The 19,229-nt window shown below is 73.1% G+C and carries 13 protein-coding genes; 2 read left to right on the top strand and 11 right to left on the bottom strand.

The genetic code is table 11. The features are described from left to right. Nucleotides 1–46: 46 nt before the first annotated feature. From LJ221_RS15700 to LJ221_RS15670, 5 genes are all read right to left on the bottom strand, one after another. Nucleotides 47–2,149 carry an SDR family NAD(P)-dependent oxidoreductase gene (locus LJ221_RS15700; protein WP_241717356.1) on the bottom strand — a complete coding sequence of 701 codons (2,103 nt, stop codon included), beginning with the start codon at nt 2,147–2,149 and terminating at the stop codon, nt 47–49. 209 nt (nt 2,150–2,358) lie between these two features. After that, nucleotides 2,359–6,108 (bottom strand): beta-ketoacyl synthase N-terminal-like domain-containing protein, encoded by a 3,750-nt coding sequence (locus LJ221_RS15685; RefSeq protein ID WP_302852009.1) that lies wholly within the window; start codon nt 6,106–6,108, stop codon nt 2,359–2,361. Nucleotides 6,109–6,164: 56 nt separating this feature from the next. Continuing rightward, entirely contained in the window at nt 6,165–7,064 is a 900-nt protein-coding gene (locus tag LJ221_RS15680; RefSeq protein ID WP_241717355.1) for a thioesterase domain-containing protein, read from the bottom strand. Further along, nucleotides 7,054–7,353 (bottom strand): acyl carrier protein, encoded by a 300-nt coding sequence (locus LJ221_RS15675; RefSeq protein WP_241717354.1) that lies wholly within the window; start codon nt 7,351–7,353, stop codon nt 7,054–7,056. Before LJ221_RS15675 ends, LJ221_RS15680 begins: the two co-directional genes overlap by 11 nt. 151 nt (nt 7,354–7,504) lie before the next feature. Beyond that, nucleotides 7,505–8,818, bottom strand: a complete 1,314-nt coding sequence (locus LJ221_RS15670; RefSeq protein ID WP_241717353.1) for an NAD(P)/FAD-dependent oxidoreductase — start codon at nt 8,816–8,818, stop codon at nt 7,505–7,507. A gap of 1,179 nt (nt 8,819–9,997) precedes the next feature. On the opposite strand from LJ221_RS15670, the gene LJ221_RS15665 reads away from it, so the two are divergent. Further along, a complete protein-coding gene (locus LJ221_RS15665) occupies nt 9,998–11,380 on the top strand; it encodes an FAD-binding oxidoreductase (RefSeq protein WP_241717352.1) in 1,383 nt (460 codons plus the stop codon). Nucleotides 11,381–11,413: 33 nt separating this feature from the next. Here LJ221_RS15665 and LJ221_RS15660 read toward each other — a convergent pair whose 3' ends face one another. After that, nucleotides 11,414–11,767: a helix-turn-helix transcriptional regulator gene (locus LJ221_RS15660; RefSeq protein WP_241717351.1), complete on the bottom strand. Its 354-nt coding sequence runs from the start codon at nt 11,765–11,767 to the stop codon at nt 11,414–11,416. 200 nt (nt 11,768–11,967) lie between these two features. Here LJ221_RS15660 and LJ221_RS15655 point away from each other — a divergent pair, with 200 nt between their 5' ends. After that, complete coding sequence (locus LJ221_RS15655; RefSeq protein ID WP_241717350.1) at nt 11,968–12,375, top strand: four-helix bundle copper-binding protein; 408 nt, start codon at nt 11,968–11,970, stop codon at nt 12,373–12,375. Nucleotides 12,376–12,569: 194 nt separating this feature from the next. Here LJ221_RS15655 and LJ221_RS15650 read toward each other — a convergent pair whose 3' ends face one another. The 5 genes from LJ221_RS15650 to LJ221_RS15630 form a co-directional block, all read right to left on the bottom strand. After that, on the bottom strand, nt 12,570–13,835 hold the full coding sequence (locus LJ221_RS15650) for a cation:proton antiporter (RefSeq protein ID WP_241717349.1): 1,266 nt from the start codon (nt 13,833–13,835) through the stop codon (nt 12,570–12,572). Nucleotides 13,836–14,481: 646 nt separating this feature from the next. Then, complete coding sequence (locus LJ221_RS15645) at nt 14,482–17,205, bottom strand: ABC transporter substrate-binding protein (RefSeq protein ID WP_241717348.1); 2,724 nt, start codon at nt 17,203–17,205, stop codon at nt 14,482–14,484. A gap of 480 nt (nt 17,206–17,685) precedes the next feature. Beyond that, the gene (locus LJ221_RS15640) at nt 17,686–18,138 is read right to left on the bottom strand and encodes a hypothetical protein (RefSeq protein WP_241717347.1); all 453 of its coding nucleotides are present in this window, start codon (nt 18,136–18,138) and stop codon (nt 17,686–17,688) included. Between the two features lie 104 nt (nt 18,139–18,242). Continuing rightward, nucleotides 18,243–18,809: a DUF421 domain-containing protein gene (locus LJ221_RS15635; RefSeq protein ID WP_241717346.1), complete on the bottom strand. Its 567-nt coding sequence runs from the start codon at nt 18,807–18,809 to the stop codon at nt 18,243–18,245. Nucleotides 18,810–18,856: 47 nt separating this feature from the next. Then, entirely contained in the window at nt 18,857–19,102 is a 246-nt protein-coding gene (locus tag LJ221_RS15630) for a hypothetical protein (protein WP_241717345.1), read from the bottom strand. Between the last annotated feature and the right edge of the window lie 127 nt (nt 19,103–19,229).

The raw sequence follows: 19,229 nt of genomic DNA, 5'->3' as shown, positions 1-19,229 counted from the left end.
GAAGGGGCGTCACCCCTTCCGCACCACCGGCCGTCCGGTCACGCGTTCACGCGGACGCGGGACGGAACTTCGCGTCGAGGCCGGGGGCGTGGACGGCCTCGACACCGCGGAACTCCAGCAGGACACGCCCCTGCGGGGTGCACGCGGTGACGGTGCAGCGGATGCCGCCCGCGGTTTCCGCCACCTCGTCCACGACCACCAGGAACGTCTGCCCGTCGGGCAGTTCGGCGTGGCACAGCGCCTCGCCGATCGCGCTGGGCAGCACCGCCTGGCCGCGGTGCAGCCGGGCCCAGACCAGCACCGCCTGGAGCAGCAGGTCCGCCAGGACCGGGCTGTACCCGGGCGCCTGCCAGGCGCCGTCGGCGATCGGCCGCTCGGGCAGTCGACAGGCCAGTACCAGCCGCCGCCCGTCGTCCAGGACCTCGGTCAGGCCGCGCAGCAGCGGGCCGTGGAAGAGGGTGCCGTCGGTGTAGGCGGTGACCGGTCGTCCGGTACCGGGGGCCGGCAGGCCGGACGGGGCCGGCGCGGGGGCCGGACGGCCGGTCTCGGCCCGTGCCCGGTAGCGGGGCCGGCCCTCGCTGTCGTGGACAGTGACGTCCCAGGCTCCCGGCGCACCGGCGGGCCTGACTGCCAGCCGGAGCCCCTCCGGCCGGTTCTCGTCCAGGACCAGGCCCTTGTGCACCGCGAAGCCGGTCACCCGGTCCACCGGGGTGCCGGGCAGCACCTGGTGGACGGCGTTGAGGACCGCGCCCAGCGCCGCCGTGGCGGGCAGCACCGGGTGGCCGCCGATGGCGTGGTCGGCGAGCACCGGGTCGCCGGCCAGGGGTGCCAGGGAGCGGTGGAGCTCCACTCCCCCGGCCGGCGGGCCTGCGGGTTCCGGTGCGGAGAGCGGGGTCACCGGTCCGACCACGCACACCGTGTCGCCGGCGTGGTCGGCGCCGAACTGCTCGGTGAAGTAGTCGACTCCCTCCTGAAGGGGGATCAGCGGCACACCGCGCTCGGCGAACATCCGCTCCAGTTCCGGGGTGACCATGCCGCCCGCCCAGGCTCCCCAGTTGACGGAGGTGATCCGGGCCCGGGGCGTCTCGCGGCGCAGCGCGCAGGCGAGCTGGTTGAGCGCCTCGTTGGCCATGGCGTAGTCGGACTGGCCTCGGTTGCCGAAGAACCCGGCGACCGAGGAGAACAGCAGCAGGTGCCGCAGCCTCCCGGCGGGCAGGGCCGCCAGCACGTGGCGCAGCCCGGCCAGCTTGGTGCTCAGCACCCGGTCCACGTCCTCGCCCCGCTTGGCGGTGATCAGGGCGTCGGCGAGCACCCCGGCCCCGTGCACCACTCCGGTGACGCGGTCGGCGTACGGGGCGAGGACCTGTGCCACGGCCTCGGGGTCGGTGATGTCCACCGCTGCGTACTCGGCGTGCGCCCCGGCCTCCTCCAGCTCCGCCAGGGTGTGGCGGATCTCCCGCTGTCCGGTCAGGTCGCCGGCGATGCGCCCCACCTCGCGCGGGGTGGGCTTGTGCCCGGTCCGCTTCAGCTCCGCGGCGGCGGCGGCCCGCAGTCCGCTCTCCGGCACCCCCTGGGCCCAGTCCGGCTCGTCGGCCAGCTCGGTGCGGCCGAGCAGCAGCAGCCCGGGGCGGTGGGCACGGGCCAGGCCGGCGGCACAGGCCGCGGTGACCCCGCGCGCTCCACCGGTGACCACCAGCAGGTCCTGCGGCCCCGGTTCGGGTGCGCCGGGCTCGCCGGGCAGGTCGCCGGGCGTCTCGGCCAGGTCCAGGGTGCGGCGGGCGCCGTCGGCGGCGAGCCCCACCTGGACGGTGCCCGCGCAGGCGTCGTACGCCTCGGCCAGCAGCAGCCGCGCACACCGGTCGGCGGGCAGGTCCGGGTCCAGGTCGACCGCGCGGCACAGCAGTGCCGGGGCCTCGATGGCGAGGGTCTTGACCAGTCCCGTGACGCCGCCCAGGGCGGCCCGCTCCACCCCGGCGGCGCCGGTCAGCCCCATCCGGCCGTCGAGCCTGGTGACGGTGAGGAACGCCGCCCGGCCACCGTCGGCCGCACTCCGCTCCAGCAGGGGCTGGACGGAACCGGCCAGCAGCAGGGTGTCCCGCAGCACGGTGGCGGCGGACTCCTGCCCGCCGGCCTCGACCTCGGCGACCACCAGGTCCAGCCGGTCGGCGTCCTCGGGGGGACGGGTGCCGGTACGGACCGTCCAGCCGTCCTCGCGCAGCGCGTCCGCGAGGGCGGCCAGCGGACCGCTTCCGGTGTCACCGGCCAGGAGTGCGCACGGGGCGTCCCGGTAGGCGTCCGGCAGGAGGTCGGGGGCGGGCAGGAGACGCAGCCGGGCGTGCCGCCGTCCCAGGCCCGGGCTCAGGCTTTTGGGGCGGACATCGCCTCCTCCGCGCCGGCGGCGGCGCCGGAGACGAAGGCGATGATGTCGTCCAGGGTGCGCAGTTCGGCGAGCTTCTCGGGGTCGGCGGAGGCCGAGCCGGGGAAGCGGTCGCGCAGCGACCCCATGATCTCGACCCGCTTGATGGAGTCGATGCCCAGGTCGGCCTCGACGTCCATGGAGGTCTCCAGCATGTCCACCGGGTAGCCGGTCTTCTCCGCGACGCTCTCCAGCAGTGCCTTGCGGACGTCGTCCTCGGTGACGGCCGCGGGGGCGGCGGGAGCCGGGGCCGGGGCCGGAGCAGCCGGGGCCGGGGCCGGAGCAGCCGGGGCCGGGGCCGGGGCAGCGGTGGGAGCAGGAGCCGGAGCAGCGGCGGCGGGCGCCGGGGCCGGAGCAGCCGGCAGGGCCGGGGCCCACTCCTGGGCCGGGGCCTGCTGCACAGGGGCGGGCGCCGGGCCCCAGTCCTGGACCGGGGCGTAGGCGTGGGACTCCGCGGGGACAGGCGCGATGCCGCTCTCCAGCAGCGCGAAGCTGCGCAGCACCTCACTGGCCTGGGCGTGGCTCTGCCCGATCGCCACACCCTGCTGGCTGATGGCGGTGATGCCGCTGAGGACGTTGTCGTCCGGAGAACTGTCCAGCAGGTTGGTCAGCCGCTCGGCCACCCGGAGCTGGCTGCCCAGGTACTCGCGGTGCATGGACAGGTGCTCCCAGGCGACCGCGCCGGTGCCCGGGAGGCCGGCGGCCCGGGGTATACCGGCCTGCGGGACGGCGGCGGCCGGGGCCTCCTGCGGCACGGGTCCGGTACCGGTCCGCGGGGCGGCGGCGCCCTCGGCGCCCGCGGCGCCTTCGACGCGGTAGCCGTTCTCCAGGGCCTCCTGGTAGGCCTGCTTGCGCTGCTCGGAAACGTGGTTCACACCGTTCAACGGAATCGTCATCCCCTCTGCCGGACGGACCGGCTCGATGTCAGCGGTGTAGCGGTTGCAGTCGGTCAGAGGCGCGCCGAGCACGAGAAGTCGTGCGGCGAGCTGCTTGAGCGCGCGGTCACCGTCCCCCTTGGGGCCGGAGTCCGCGCTGAGGACGAGGACGTCCTCGCGGTCGGCGAGAGTGCGGCGCACCAGGCCGGAGAGCACCGACTTGGGGCCGAACTCCACGAAGACCCGGAAGCCGTCCCGGTACATCTCCTCGACCCGCGGGGCGAAGTGGACCGGTGCGGTGAGCTGGCCGACCAGCACCTCGCGGTTGCCCGCGATGCGCCGCCCGTAGGAGGCGCCGGGCGCGTCGGCGTACACCGGGAAGGCCGGCGGGCGCACCCGGGTGGCCTCCACGGCCTTCTTGAAGGTGTCCACCGCGTGGGCGACGTAGCGGGTGTGGAAGGCGGCGGCGACGGGCAGCTCGCGGGCGGTCAGGCCCTCCTGACCGCACTCCTGGGCGAAGGCCCGCACCGCCTCGGTGCCGCCGCCCACGACCACCTGGTCGGGGGCGTTGACGTTGCACACCTCGACGTCCTCGTGACGTGCGGCGATCTTCTCCACCGTCTCCAGGTCCGCGGAGACCGCTGCCATGGTGCCGGGGTCCTCGGCTCCCTCGGGCCTCATCGCCATGGCGCGGCCGCGGGCCCGGGCCAGGCGGTGGAGGTCCCGGTCGCCGAGGCTGCCGGCCGCCCAGAGCGCGGTCAGTTCGCCGAAGCTGTGACCGAGCGCGCCGTCGGGTGTGAATCCCAGCTCGCTCAGGTAGCGGTACTGGCCGGCCGAGAGCGCCCCGATGGCGGGCTGGGCGTAGTCGGTACGGCGCAGTGCGGCCTCCTGCGCGGCGCGGGTCCCCTCGTCGAAGGCCGGCGGCGGGAAAACGGTGCGGCCCAGCGGATCGGCGCCGGCGAACTCGGCGGCGGCCGCGTCATAGGCGGCGCGCACCGGGGGCACGGCCATGGCGGCGCGCGCGCCCATGCGCGGGTACTGGCTGCCCTGCCCGGCGAAGAGCGCGGCCACCTTCATCGGCCCGGAGTCCCCCGCGGCTCCGTCCTTGCCACCGTCCGCGCCCAGGAGTGCGGTGCGCCGGTAGTAGGCGCCGCGCGGCAGGACGAACTCCGGTGCGTCGGGGCGGGCACGCAGTTCCCCGGCGGCGGCGGCGCGCAGTTCGGCCGCCTCCTGGTCTTCCGAGGCCACCAGGGCCAGCCGCGCGTGGCCGGCCGGGACCGGTTCGCCGCCGTCGGCCGGGGCGGCGTCCGACTCCAGCAGGTCCAGCAGCGCCGCCGGATCCTCGGCGTGCCACAGGTGGACGCGGGCGGTGGGGGCGAGTACGGCGAGCCCCTCGCCGGCCGGGTCGTGCTCCTCCAGTACGCAGTGGAAGTTGGTGCCGCCGAAGCCGAAGGAGGAGACGGCCGCGCGGCGGCGCTCGCGCGCCGGGTCGGCGATCCACGGCTGGGTGAGGGTGTTGACGTAGAAGGGCGAGTCGGGGAAGTCGACCGCCTCACGGGGCCGTTCGACGTTGATGGTGGGCGGGAGCACCTTCTGGTGCAGCGCGAGGGAGAGCTTGATCAGCCCGGCCGCGCCGGCGGCCGCCTTGGTGTGCCCGATCTGCGACTTGACGCTGCCCACCGCGGCGAACTGCCGTTCCTCGCTGGCCGCGGCGTACACCTCGCGCAGCGCCGTCAGCTCCGTCAGGTCACCCACCGAGGTACCGGTGCCGTGGCACTCGACCAGGCCGACCTGCTCGGGGCCGAAGCCGGCGTCGTCGTAGGCCCGGCGCAGCGCGGTGACCTGGCCCTCCTGCCGGGGGGCGTAGATGGACTTGAAGCGGCCGTCACTGGATGTGCCGATGCCCCGCAGCACGGAGTAGATCCGGTCGCCGTCGCGCTCGGCGTCGGCCAGGCGCTTGAGGGCCAGCATCCCCAGCCCCTCACCAATGAGGGTGCCGTCGCTGTCCTCGTCGAAGGGCCGGATGCGGCCCGACTTGGAGAAGGCCGGGGTCTTGGAGAAACACAGGTACATCAGGATCGTGTTCTCCGCGTCACAGCCGCCGGTGAGCATCAGGTCGGCGCGACCGGACACCAGCTCGGAGACGGCCATCCGCACGGCGGCCAGCGAACTGGCGCAGGCGGCGTCCACCGTGCAGTTGGTTCCGCCGAGGTCGAAGCGGTTGGCGATGCGCCCGGCGACGACGTTGCCGAGCATTCCGGGGAAGGAGTTCTCCTCCCAGGGGGCGAAGGCCTTGGTGAACTTGCCGGCGATCTCCTCCGCGTCCTGTTCGCTCAGACCGCAGCTGCGCACCACTTCCTTGAGAACCGGTGTCTGCAGGCGGGTGGCCAGGGGCTGGGTAAGGGAGTTCGCCCCGGTGATGCCCAGGACGCACCCGGTGCGGGAGGGGTCGTACCAGCCGGAGCCGGGCGCCCCGGCGTCCTTGAGAGTCTGCTTGGCCACCGTCAGGCTGAGCAGCTGGAGGACGTCGGTGACCTCCAGGGTGTTCGGCGGCAGGCCGAACTCCAGCGGGGAGAACGGGACGGTGGGCACGAAACCGCCGCGCTTGGCGTAGGTCTTGTCGGGCGCGGACGGGTCGGGGTCGTAGTAGTCGGAGATCCTCCAGTGGGACTCGGGGACCTCCTCGATGCAGTCGTTGCCCTCGGCGATGTTCTTCCAGAACTCGTTCAGGTCGCCGGAGCGCGGGTAGAGCGCGCCCAGGCCGACGACGGCTATCGGGGTGTCGGAAAGTTTCCTGGCGGAAGGTTGCTGAACCATGGGGACTCCAACCGGTGTCGGGGATGGCTCCTGTGTGGCGGGCGGCGGGGCGTCCGTCATCCCGGGGCGGGGACCGGCTCGGGGGCCGCGGCGGCGGCGATGCGCCGCAGGGCCTCCGGTTCGCGCAGCATCGAGTAGTGGTCCCCGGGGGTGTGCCCGGTGCTCAGGTCGTCGCCGAGCACGGACCAGCCCAGCGGATCGGGGGTGGTGAGAAGACCGCGCTCGGGACGCAGCAGGACCAGGGGCAGACCGGCGGGGCGCGGCCGGTGCCCGGCCGCCAGCCGGTTGTTGCGCCGCAGGCCGTCAAGGTAGGTGTCGTAGACCTTGCGCAGGCCGGGGAGAGTGGTGCCGGGCCGCAGGACGCCGCTGTCCAGTCCGGCGCGCAGCACCCTCTCCAGCGCCGCGTCCGGTCTGCCGTCCGGGCCTTCCGCGCCGTCCGGGAACTCGGCGGGCAGGGCGTCCGGGCCGCCGCCGCGCTTGGCTGCCAGGTACATGCAGAACCAGGGCAGGGTCAAGTCGTGCCCGATGGCCTCCTCCGGCTGCACGTAGCCGGGTACGGGCGCGATGCTGTCCAGCAGCACCAGCCGGCCCGGCCGTTCGCCCGCCTCCAGCAGGCCGGCGAGCGCGTGCCCGACCACGCCACCGAAGGACCAGCCCAGCAGGTTCCAGGGCCGCGACAGCAGCTCCCGGGCGCGCAGTTCCTCGGCGGCCCGGGCGGCGAGCCGGTCGATCGAGGTGGTGACGCGTCCGCTGTCCAGGGCCGCCCGGAAGTACTCCGGAACCTGCTCGAGGTCCACCACGTACAGCCCGGTGCCCGGTGGCAGCGCCTGGGCCAGCCCCGCGTACTGGGAGGCGGGCAGGGCGCCCGGGTGGACCACCAGCACCCGGGCGGCCTCCGGCCGGTTTCCGTCGCCGAAGGCCCGGACGATCTCGGGCCGGGGGCGTTCAGGCCGCATGCTCGGCCTGCTTCTCGGCGATGTAACGGGCCAGCTGTGCGATGGTCGGGTGGTACCACAGCGCGGTGGTCTCCAGCTCGAAACCCAGCCATTCCTCCAGTTCCCCGGAGAGGACCAGCGCTTCGGTGGAGTCCAGGTCGAACTCGTCGAAGTACTGCTCGGGGTCGACCTCGGCGGGCGCGACGCCCAGCTTGTGAGCGACCTTCTCCAGCAGCCACTGCTGGACCGCCTCGGCGGTGAGCGGTTCCGCGGCGGTGCGGGCGGTCTGGACGGACGGGGTGTCGGACACGGGGTCTCTCCTTCTGGATGGCCTCGGGGGCCGGGACACGGCCGCCGGATCGGCGGCCTGGATTCCGAGCATCTGGGTCAGTTCCGCCACCAGCCACGCGGCGGCCGGGCGAGCGGAGGCCCGGCGGTACGCGTGCGTCGCGGACACGGGGTCAGGCGGCCGCGTCGCGTGACCCGCGCAGCGCTTCGCGGATCGCTTCGGCCGACGCGAGGCCGGAGTCGAACGCGGACTCGTGCAGGCCGATGACGTCCGGGCCGAGCTTGCGCGAGTGGAAGTAGGAGCCGGCGAACATCAGGCGTCCGGCGGGGTCGTTGAGGGAGTAGATCTCGCTCTGGAGCCGGCGGGCCTCCAGGGTGAAGACCGGGTGCCGGTAGGCGATCTCCTCGATGACGTGCTCGTCGCGGATGTCCACTCCGCTGTCCAGCGTGAGGAAGTAGTCCCTGGTTCCCCCTTCCAGGCACTGGAGGTCGTTGAGGTGGTAGTTCACCCAGGAGACCTGCTCGCCGTCGCGGTCTCGGCGGCCGTAGTTCCAGCTCCGCCAGGTGGTCCGGTCCTCCGGCATCACCGACGGGTCGGTGTGCAGGGTGGCGCGGGTGGGGTGGTAGGCGAATGCCTCCAGCATCCGCTGCCGCGGGGTGGGGTTCTCCAGCATCGCCAGGGAGTCGTCCGCGTGGGTGGCCAGGACCGCGTAGTCGAAGCGCTCGGCTCCGGCCGCGGTCCGCACCACGACACCGTCCGGCTCCTGCCGCACGCCCAGCACAGGAGTGGCCGGGCGTATCCGGGCGCGGGCCGCGCGCAGCCGGGCGGCAGCGGCGCGCACGTAGGAGACGCTGCCGCCGGTCACCGTCCGCCAGGGGGCGGTGCGTCCTCCCAGCCCCTCGGCGCCGTGGGCGAAGAAGAAGGCGATCACCGTGGAGGCCGGCATGTCCCAGATGCGGTCGGCGGGCACCGACCACGCCGCCGTGGAGATCAGCACGATGAAGCCGTACCGGAACTCCTCGGAGTAGCCGTGCCGGTCGAGGTACTCCCCCAGCGGGATGTCGGCCTGCTTGCGGACGAAGTGCCTGGGCGACTCGGCGAGGAAGCGCCGGGCCTCCTGCCACAGCCGGACGAACTCGTCCGGATACCGGGCCCGCACCTCCTCCTCCGACCTCTCGAAGTCGTCGGACACATAGGCGCTCTTGACGTCCAGGTCGAAGAAGCAGAACTTCCCCGGGTGGCTCTGCGTCGCCACGCCCAGGTCGGCGAAGAAGCGGGTGAGCTTCGGGTAGTGCGGCTCGTTGTAGACGATGAAGGCGGTGTCCAGCCCGAAGGTGCGCCCGGCGTCCTCCACCTCGACCGTGTAGGCGTGTCCGCCCAGCCGCGGCTCGGACTCGAACAGTGTCACCTGGGCGTCCTCACACAGCCCGCAGGCTGCCGAGATGCCCGCCGCCCCGCCCCCTACGACGGCGACCTGCGGCTTCATCGGCTCCTCCTCATGTGACTCGCGGGGCCCGGTGCGATTCCCCGGGCTTCGAAGGGCAGGGTGAACACAGTGCTCTCCTTGCTTGTGGCCGCTTCTCCACGCGGGCGCGGGACGAGCGGGCAGGGTCTTTCGAACCTTCCGGTACGGGTCGGCGACTTCTGTCCGTATCCGGCGTAGCGAGAATTTCTGGACAGGGGAAACGGATACCGCCGATTCACCTTCCGTCTTTTGGTGCGCTTCAGGGCAGGAGAATCGAGGAACAGCCGTCATTACAACGGGGAAACCAGAGGGTTACCTACTTGGAAACCTTCTCCGGTATACGGAGGCGATGGCGGGCGAAACGGGCTCCGACGAGAAGGCCCCCTGCGCTCCGGTCTGACTCGGGCCGGGGGCCGGGGTCCTCCCGGAACCGGCCGACGCAGATGGCCGACGCTTGGGCGGGAAACCCGGGAAGAGGCCCCCGGCCATGAACCCGAAGGCCCCGGAGGGAGGGCGACGGCCGCTGGGCCGCAGCATCCACTCACCACCGAAAGGGCAGCCCACTTTGCTCAACTCTCCAGTGTAACAGGGTACTTGAAACATCACATCGGCGCGCGAGCCCGCTCTGCCGCCCTGCGGAGCGCCGGCCCCGGACCGTTCGAAGCGGCCCGCACACCCGCTGGACGCGGCACCGCACCCGCCGTCCGGCGGCCCTACTCGGCCAACAGGACCGGCCCTGCCCCCTCGGCCGCCGCGGCACCGTCCGAAGGAAGTCGCCGGCCCGCCGCTAACAAACTACTCGGCGCGCATGCTTCGGAAGTTCCCACGAACACACCGGCAATCACCGATCGCCACCCCCGTGCTTTCAAGGCGAAAGAAGTCCGAGCCCCCACTGCGTCCCGGAACGGGCATGACCTTATCAGGGCGCGCGTGCCCCCTGCATTAACAGCGCACATTTTCTTCACGCGCCCCAGGGAATTCGACATGGTGTCAATACGGAGGCGCGGTGATACCGGCGGCGGTATGCGGCCTCGGGTTATGCGGTAAACGCACGGGCAAACCGGTGTTCATCCGGCACTCCCCTTGCGTTCCCTCCTGTCGCACCACATACGACCCGGGGTCGGCCCGTACGCCGCCGGGTCCGAAGCGGAGCTACGGTGGAGAAAAGGCTCTGCCGACGCCCCGACGAAGGGGAACGACATGGTGTCCCACAGTGTGGGCGGAATGTCCCTGACCGGTCTCCGCGCCGCCTTCACCGGCGAGGTCGTCACGCCCGGCGACCCGTCCTACGACGGCGCTCGTGCCGTCTTCAACGCGATGATCGACAGGCGCCCCGCCGTCATCGCCCAGTGCGAGACCGGCCACGACGTGGCCGAGGCGATCCGGTTCGGGCGGGAGAACGGGCTGGAGATCGCGGTCCGCGGCGGCGGGCACAGCGTCGCGGGCATGGCGCTGACCGAGGGGGGCCTCGTCATCGACCTGAGGCGCATGCACACGGTCGCGGTCGATCCCGGCAGGCGCACCGCGCGGGTCGGCGGCGGTGCCGTCATGCGCCACCTGGACCGGGCCACCGAGCCGTACGGTCTGGCGACGACCGGCGGCCGGGTGTCCACCACCGGCGTGGGCGGGTTCGTGCTGGGCGGCGGGGCAGGCTGGCTGGACCGCAGGTTCGGCCTGGCGAGCGACAACCTGCTGGCCGTCGAACTGGTCACCGCGGACGGCCGCACCGTGCGCGCGAGCGGGGAGGAGAACCCGGAGCTGTTCTGGGCGCTGCACGGCGGTGGCGGCAACTTCGGCGTGGCCACCTCCTTCACCCTGCGGCTGCATCCGCTTCCGGTGGTGACCGCGGCCCTGCTGATATGGCGGCCCGAGGCGGGTCCGGAGGTGGCGCGGACTTACCGCGACTTCATGGAGTCCGCCCCGGACGAGGTCGGCGGGGGACTCATCTACCTGACCGCCCCGCCCGAGGAGTTCGTCCCCCGCGACATGCCCGGGAAGCTCGCCTGTGCGGTGCTGGTCACCTACGCGGGCGGGATGCAGGAGATGCGCGACGTGGCCGAGCCCGTACTCGGCATGGGCCACGACGCCGAGATGATCGCCGAGATGTCCTACGCCGACCTGCAGTGCATGCTCGACGACCCGCCCGGCTACCGCAACTACTGGTCGGCCGAGTACCTGACCTCCTTCCCGAACCCGGCCGTGGACGCCTTCTGCGCCCGTGCCGCCGATCTGCTCGTGCCCTCCCCCTCCCAGCACGTGCTCTTCCCCCAGGGCGGCGCGGTCGCCCGGGGCCCGGAGGGCCATCCGGTTCCCTGGCGGCGGGCGCCGTGGGCGGTCCACCCCTTCGGGCTGTGGGAGGACCCGGCCGACGACGAACGCGTCAGGCGGTGGGCCCACGACGTACGTGCCGACGTCAGGCCCTGGTCGACCGGCGCGGTCTACCTCAACTTCATCGGGCGCGAGGGCGAGGACCGCGTCGTCGCCGGATTCGGGCCGGACAACCACCGGCGGCTGGCCGCGGTCAAGGCCGAGTACGACCCCGGCAACGTCTTCCGGCTCAACCACAACATCAGGCCCCGCTGACGCCGCGCCCGCACGGGCCTGCTCCGGGCGGGGTCAGGCCCCTGCCGAGGCGAGGAACCGCCCCATGGCGGCGAGCACCGACGGCTCGACGCGGTAGTACACCCAGGTGCCGCGGCGCTCGGAGGTGAGCAGTCCGGCCTCGCGGAGCTTCTTCAGGTGGTGGCTGACGGTGGGCTGGGAGACCCCGACGTCGGAGATGTCGCACACACAGGCCTCACCGCCGTCGTGCGAGGCCACCAGGGAGAACAGCCGCAGCCGCACCGGGTCGCCCAGCGCCTTGAACATCGCGGCGGTCCGCTCGGCCTCCTCGGCCGTCAGCGGGCGCTCGGTCAGCGACGGGCAGCACGGCTCCGCCTCCGGGGCCGACAGTGCCTTGGTGTTCGGCATACACCTATGTTGACACGTGTCGAATCAGCCGGGCCAGAGTGCGTGGCCCTTAAAGCCATCCCGCGCGGCGCGCACTGCGTTTTCCGGTTTACGCCCTCCTTTCGGGGGTTACCCGTTCGCGCGGCACCGCGGGCTCCCGGCCACCACGCACCGGGGCGGAGCCGGCGGTTCCGAACGAGGACGCGTGAAAGGGGAGAAGCATGACGACGATGGCCAGTGAGATGCTGCGCACCTACCCGGCCGACCTCGGCGGCGTGAACCGTCAGGCCATGGAGCGCTGCATCGCCGAGTGCTTCGACTGCTCGCAGGCCTGTACCGCGTGTGCGGACGCCTGCCTGTCGGAGGACATGGTCGCCGAACTACGCAAGTGCGTCCGCACCAACCTGGACTGCTCGGACATCTGCGAGGCGACCGGCAAGGTCCTGTCCCGGCACACCGGCTACGACGCCAACATCACCCGCGCCCAGCTCCGGGCCTGTGCCATGGTCTGCCAGTCCTGCGCGGAGGAGTGCGAGCGTCACGCCGACACGCACGAGCACTGCCGCGTCTGCGCCGAGGCGTGCCGCCGCTGTGAGCAGGCCTGCAACGAGCTGCTGGCGACCCTCTGAGACCGAGGACCGCCGCCATCCACCGCCCCGGCCCCCGCGGCCGGGGCGGTTTCCCGTACGGGCCCAGGCCGTGTCCGGCACGTAGTCGCCGATGCCCGGGCCGGTGACCGTGGCCAACGACAGCGCGGTGACCGTCGCGTCGGCCAGCACCAGAACCACCAGGGCGCAGCCGGCGATCACCGTCAGGGCGCTCGTCATGCCGTCTCCTTCCGCTCGTCGCCCCGCCGCTCCCCGGCCCTGCGGTAGGCGGCCAGACCGGGGGTGGTGGTGACGCCGTGCACGACGGTGCTGGCGGCGATGACCAGCGTTCCGGCGGCCAGTACCACCGGGTCGGCGCCGAGCCGGTGGGCCTCCATGGTCAGGTAGAACAGGGCCGACACGCCGACGGGACCGAACCAGCCCGTGAAAAGGGTGTCGCGCCAGGTCAGGGAGAGCGGCCGCTTCAGCGCCAGCAGGACCGGCAGGCGGCGCAGCAGCAGGACGCCCAGGACCAGCAGGGCACCGCGCCACCAGCCCAGCTCGCCCCACTCGCGCCACGGGATCACGGCGCCGAGCACGACGAACAGCGGCAGGACGAGGAAGCGGTTGACCGCCTCGTCGTTCTTGTCCTCGTCGGCGCGCTCGCTGACCGAGCTCGTCGCGTTGAAGGCCAGTCCGCCGGCGAAGACGGCGAGAACTCCGTCCAGGCGCATCAGCCCGGACGCCCCGAGGACGAGGAGGGCCAGCAGCAGGGTGTAGACGAGCAGGGGACCGGACTGGACGGTCCGGTACTCCTCCGCCTTGCGCAGCGCCCTGCCCCCCAGCGCGCCCGCCACCGCTCCGAAGACGACGGCGCCAAGCACCTGCCACAGGGATTCCAGCAGCGCTTCGGCGCCGCTCAGGGTTCCGGCGATCGCCACCGCGACCAGCACCAGGGGCAGGGCGAGACCGTCGTTGGCGCCCGACTCCAGGGAGAGCAGTTGCCGGGTGCGGCCGGTGACCGTCTTCTCGGCCGGTCCGCCGGTGACCACGCTGGAGGCGAGCACCGGATCGGTGGGGCACAGGGCCGCGCCCAGCAGCGCCGCCGCGCCCGGCCCGACCCCGAGGACGGCGGCCGACAGCGCCGTGGTGATCAGCGCCATCCCCAGCATGGCCGCGACCAGCAGGACGGCCACCGGTTTCACCCTCGAGCGCACGTCGCGGAACGGGTAGCGCAGGGCGACCGCCATCACCGACACCGCCAGGAGCAGCCGGGATGCCTCGTGCAGTTCGCTGTGCCCCTCGACCACGGTGGGCAGGTCGAGCACGCCCAGCACCTCGGGACCGAAGACGACCCCGGCCAGCAGCGCCAGCAGCGGCCCGCTCAGCGGGGCCCGCTGGATGCGTACCGAGAGGGCCGCGATGACCAGGGCGAGGGCCGCGGTGACGGTCAGGATGCTGTCCAGCATGTCCGGGCGGCTGCCCCGGTCCGTTTTGGTCATGCGCCGGCAGCCGCACCGCCCTCCCGCGGGGAGGGCATCCGGGGGATACGGCGGCCGGAGAGCACCCGGACGGAGCACCGGCCGGAGGTCCGGCGCGAGTGCCCGGGAGCGGCCGAGCCCCTCCGGCGTACTACATGTGTTCGTCTCCGGTACGGGGAAGCGGTGCCGTCTCATCCGAAGAGGTGGTGTCGGGCTCTCCCCGCCGGTTCTCCGAGTTCTGACGGTCCGTCAGCTGAAATCCGGCCTGTCAGGAAGCCGCGACAGCGGATCGCACTGAGGAGAGGAGAAACTCTTGAGGGCAGCCGACTCGAGTGATCGCGCCGCTCACCGGGGCCGCCGCATCCCGCGTCAGCGCCGGGGCCCCGGCGCTGACGCGGGATGCAGGCGGGGCGCAGCAGGTCCCCGGTGCACGGGAGACCACCACGAGCGACACGCCTCCCCCGAGGGCGCGGGCGGGATCCGGGCACCACTCAGCCGCTGCTCGATGTCGGTGGGCGGCCGCCTCGGTATGTGCGCCGGTCCGCCCCGCATTACCCCGCCGCCGTCTTCCCGGCGGCCGTTCCGCTCCACGTGTCCATCGCGGAGTCACTCCGCAGAGCGATCCGGTCACCTTCCGGTACGGGGTGGGGCCCGTTCGCGCCGCCCTTCAGTCCGCCGTGCACAGCGGCCCCTGGTCCCGGCTCCTCACGTCCTTCTCGTAAGCTCCGCACACCCCCACCACCTCCGGTCCGCCGGCCGTCTGCCTCAGGAGCACCAGCGTCTTGTCCGTAGGCGGCCTGTTCGGAGAGAGGGGCGGGTGGACGTAGCCGGTGGCGCCCTCGAAGGAGACGCCGCCGCGCAGCACGGCCAGGACCGCGCTGCGGTGGACGTCTTGGCCCGAACGGGCGCCGTCCACCGCCCGGGAGAGCATGTGGAAGGCGTCGTAGGACACTGCGGAGTGCCCGTCGTGGCGCCAGGGGTCCGCCCGGGGCGGGCCGCTCACGAACGCGTCGTACTCCTGGACGAACCGCTGCGTCCGCCAGCTCGCCCGCCCGTCGGTGGTGGGCAGACGATGGGCGGAGTGGTACAGGCGCAGCCACGCCTTGTCGGCGTACTCTCCGGTCAGCGCGACGTTCGTCAGTTCGTTGCCGCCCAGCACCGTCAGACCGTCCTTCACACAGGTGCCCCGCTTGTCGAAGGCGTTGGCGAAGGCGGTGAAGTCCCTGGCCCGCGCCGACCAGTAGACGATCGGGTCCCCGCCCGCCGATCCGAGCATCTCGCAGACGGTTTCGGCCAGTTGCGCCGCGGTGGTCACATTGGGGCTGCCCGGCGGGGCGGCCCCGAACGCGCCCTCCTGGGAGAAGTTGACCAGTTGCTCCTCGCCGGGGAACCCGTCCATGAACTTGCCGGCCAGGCTGGCGCTGTAAAGGTCGTCGGAGTTCTGGACCACGACGGCGTGCCGGGCCGGAACGCAGCCGTCCTTCCCCTCCGGCCTCGCCACGATGTTCGAGGTCGTGGCGAACCGCGCCGCCATCCGCGCCTCGTCGCTGTTGAGCGGGGCGAAGGGCCAGTAGGTCTGGCTGACCAGCATCTCGTCCGCGGTGGCGGTGGTACCCACCACGGGGATGTCCGCCGCCTCCAGGATGTCCAGCGCGTCCTTGGTCGCCTCCTTGCTCTGCGCGAACCCCAGGACCCCGACGACCCTCTCGTGGCTCCGGTCGCCCCGACGGTCGGCCTCTCCGGCCTCCTCGACCTCCTCGACCAGCTCTCGGGCTCCGGCGGCCGCGTCCTTGAAGCCCCTTCCGGTGGTGCGGACATCCACGATCAGGGGCACGAGCGACTCGTCGGCGCCCGCTTCGCGCAGGATCCGGCCCTGCCACATGGCGATGCCGCGCAGTTCGGGGATGGTTCCGTCGAAAAGGGTGTCTGTGCGGTCCGTGAGCCTGTCCGAACCGAAGTGGACCACCGTACGGACGGTGCGGCCCTCCTCCTCGGCGAACCGCACGGCTCTCGTGTTCTGCCGGTCGATCACCTCGCGCATCTCGTCGTACCACTTCTTGGGCTCGACGGGGACCGGCTCGGCCAGTTCTGCCACGGCGGCGGCGCCGCCGCCGGCGCACCCGGTGTCGCGCTCCGGGCCGGAGAGCAGCTCGACGCCGCCGACGCCCAGCAGAAAGACGGCCAGCGCCGTGCCCCCGGCCAGCGCCGACGTCTGGGTACGCCAGCTGAGCCGGAAGCGCCGCGGGGAGACCCTGCGCACGGGCAGCCCGGCGCGGGAGAAGGGCTCCTCCCTCAGGCCGACCCACACCGGGCGGTGGGCGTCCTCGTGCAGCAGCAGACCGGCCTGGGAGAGGTTGCACTCCTCCGGGTCCAGCTCCGCCCGGAGCGCCCCGGAGATCCGGCCGACCGCCACGACCAGTGGCCCGGGACCGCCGACCGTGACACCCGCCTGCCGGAAGGAGCGCAGGAAGCGTTCGGCCGCCCGGGCCCCGTCCGCCGCGTCCCTGGGCATCTCCAGCAGGATCACCGGACGTGCCCTGCGGCGCCGGCGCTTGGGCAGGAAGCGGCCGACCGAGGGCCGGCCCAGGTCCTCCAGGAGTGCGCGCAGCAGGAGCTGGTCGACGGCCTGGAGCGCCTCCCCGTGGCGCGGGTGGTCCGCGGGGAGCGCCAGCCGCGGCGCCTGGCGCGCCGCCACCTCGTCCATCACCCCGAACAGGTCCTCGCCGCCGCGGCGGACGTTCAGCTCCGCCCCGAGCCACCGGGAGCGGCGGTCCGGGGAGAGGCGCCCCGGCCTGACCAGGCGTGCCGTCCTGCGCCGGGCCCACAGCCACCGGGGCAGCGTCCTGGTCAGGCTCAGCCACCACGCCCTCAGCAGCCAGCCCCGCAGACCCGAGGCCGGCGGGGCCTCCCTCCCACCGAGCGACCACAGCAGGCCGGGCAGCCCGCCGCGCTCGGCCCTCCTGCGGTACGCGTGGTCCCTCAGCTCCTTGGCCGCCGGAGCCGTCCAGTCCCCGGGGCGCTCACGGACGTAGGCGATGGTGTCCCGCAGCAGTTCGAAGTCGGGGAAGCGGTCGGGGGTCATGTTCCCGGGGATGCCGAACGCGAGCTGCTTGCCCGCCTCGCCGGCCAGCAGGTCCTCGTCGGAGCCCGCCCGCAGGATGGCGTAGGGGGCCAGTTTGCCGCCGTCGCTCAACGGGTCCACCAGCGCGTTGAGGACCCTGCGGACGCGGGTCTCGTACTCATCCCCGTGCCCCGGCACGTGGAGGACGAGCGGTGGCGGCCTGGTGGTCAGGTAGCCCGGTTCGTCGGGCACCACGGCGGTGGGGTACTCGCGGACGAAGATGTCCGCGCCGGTGTCGTCCGGAAAGCGGTTGGGTGCAGGCGTCGCCATGGAGGACCCCCCCGGTTCTCTGTCTCCCCCGTGCCGGGGTGAGAGAAGTTACCGACTGTGCTCCGGCTGCCACAACCGCTTTGCCGCAGGAGGCCCGGCCGGTTCCGCTTCCCTTGTCCGCCGCCGGGCGGCCCGCGAGGCGGTGCGAGTGCCCGGCTGTACGAGGGGAAGGGCTGCGGTGTGCCCGCTCTGCCTTCCCGCCCGTCCTCCCGCCCCCGCTCCGAGCGCGAGCGGCTCGCCCAGGAGCTGCTGGACCGCGCGACGCCGGTGATGAGCGCGCTGGGCGTGCTCATCCTGCCGCTCGTGCTCGGCGAACGGCTGGCCCGGCCCGGCAGCGCGCTGAGCACGGTCATGGCCGTGGCCGGCTGGCTGCTGTGGGCGGTGTTCGCGGCGGAGTTCCTCGTCCGTCCGCTCATCGCCCCCGACACCGGGGCCTTCTGGCGCCGCAAAGAGCACGCGGGGTCCCGAACGGTGCCGTGTTCACCCGGCCTCCCCCGGGCTCATGCGGCGGGCCCGGAACAGCAGCAGCATGCTCACCAGGGCCAGCAGAACGAGCACGATGCCCGTGACGACCTCGTTGGCCTGTGCCGCCCCGGGGGTGTTCCGCGGGCCGCCGTAGTCGATCAGGACCGGCGCGACCAGCAGCCACACGCCGAGGAGCAGGACGATCAGATCCGACAGCCATCCGCGCGGGCGTACGATCCGGGCGAAGGCGACGAGCAGCAGCACGATGCCCACACCGGTCTCGTTGCGCTGGGCGTCGACCGCGGCGTCGTCGTACGGGTACCCGAGGAACCACGAGGCCAGAATCAGCCAGATGCCGGCCAGCATCATCAGGCCGGTCACGATCTGGTTCCGCATCCCCGAGGGGCCGGGCGTGGTCGCGGCGTCCCGGCCGGCTGCCGGTCCGCGCGGAGAGGAATGACGAGCCATGAGAACTCCTTACAGGATCTTCCCGACCATCTTCGTGCCGTTCGCGGCGGTCCGCCCGGTGCGCACCCTCCCCCCGGCTCCGTTCGGCGGCCTCCGCCCCCGGATCACCCTTCCGTCCGCGCCCCGGCCGCTCCCCCGACCTCCGACAGGGAACTGCCCGAGCCGGCCGGGGGCCGGGTGATCACGCTGAACTTGCCGTCGGTCTCCAGCACCACCGCGGCCACCTCCTCGACCGAGCCGACCCCCTGGGAGCGGATCGCCTGGAGCACCTCGCTCTCGGTGACACGCTGCCGGGCCATCGACTCGCCGAGCAGCGAGCCGCCGCTCAGCAGCAGGGTCGGTTCGGCCTTGATCAGCCGCCGGAAGCCTCGGGAGCGCACCGCCGTCCAGGCGCTGACGAGCTGGAGGGCCACCAGCGCCGCCAGGACGAGCACCCCCTCCGAGAGGGAGACGGTCGCGTTGAGCGCGATGGTGGCCAGGGTCGGCCCCAGGGCCACGGTGACCACCAGATCGAACGCGTTCATCTTCGCCAGCGTGCGTTCGCCCGGGAGCCGCACCGCCGTGATCAGGGCCGCGTGGGAGCACGCCGCCATGACCGCCATACGCAGCAGTTCGTATCCGGTGTCGAAGAACATCGCGGACGACTGCCCGGTGGTCCCGTTCCGCAACATGCCCGCACCCGCCTGCGACCGGACCGGCATCCGCCCGGCCGGTGCGGTCAGCCGGGACGGGGGGCGTGCAGACCGGCGGTGACCAGCTTGCGGACGGCGATCACAGCGGCGGCGGCCGCGATGGTGCCCCAGCTCGGATCGCCGGCCAGCCGCAGCAGCCCCGCCGCGGTCAGGAAGTCCAGGAGGACCGCGAGCGCGGGCACGAGCCGCCGCGCCTCCGCGAACACCACCGCGGCGGCCACCAGCCCGAAGGCCGTGGTGGCCAGCGCCGCCAGGTCCAGGACTGTGGTCATACCGGTCCAACCGGAGCGCGCGAGGAGCCCTCCGCCTCCTTGCGGCGTTCGCGTTCGATCTCGGCGCGCTCGGCCGCGATCTCCCGGCCGAGGAAGAAGTTCAGGGCGGTGCGGATCGCCGCGATCG

The organism is Streptomyces sp. CNQ085 (assembly GCF_022614595.1).
Lineage (GTDB): Bacteria > Actinomycetota > Actinomycetes > Streptomycetales > Streptomycetaceae > Streptomyces.
Note: the sequence above shows the minus strand (reverse complement) of the source record. Positions and strands in the feature narration are given on the sequence as shown.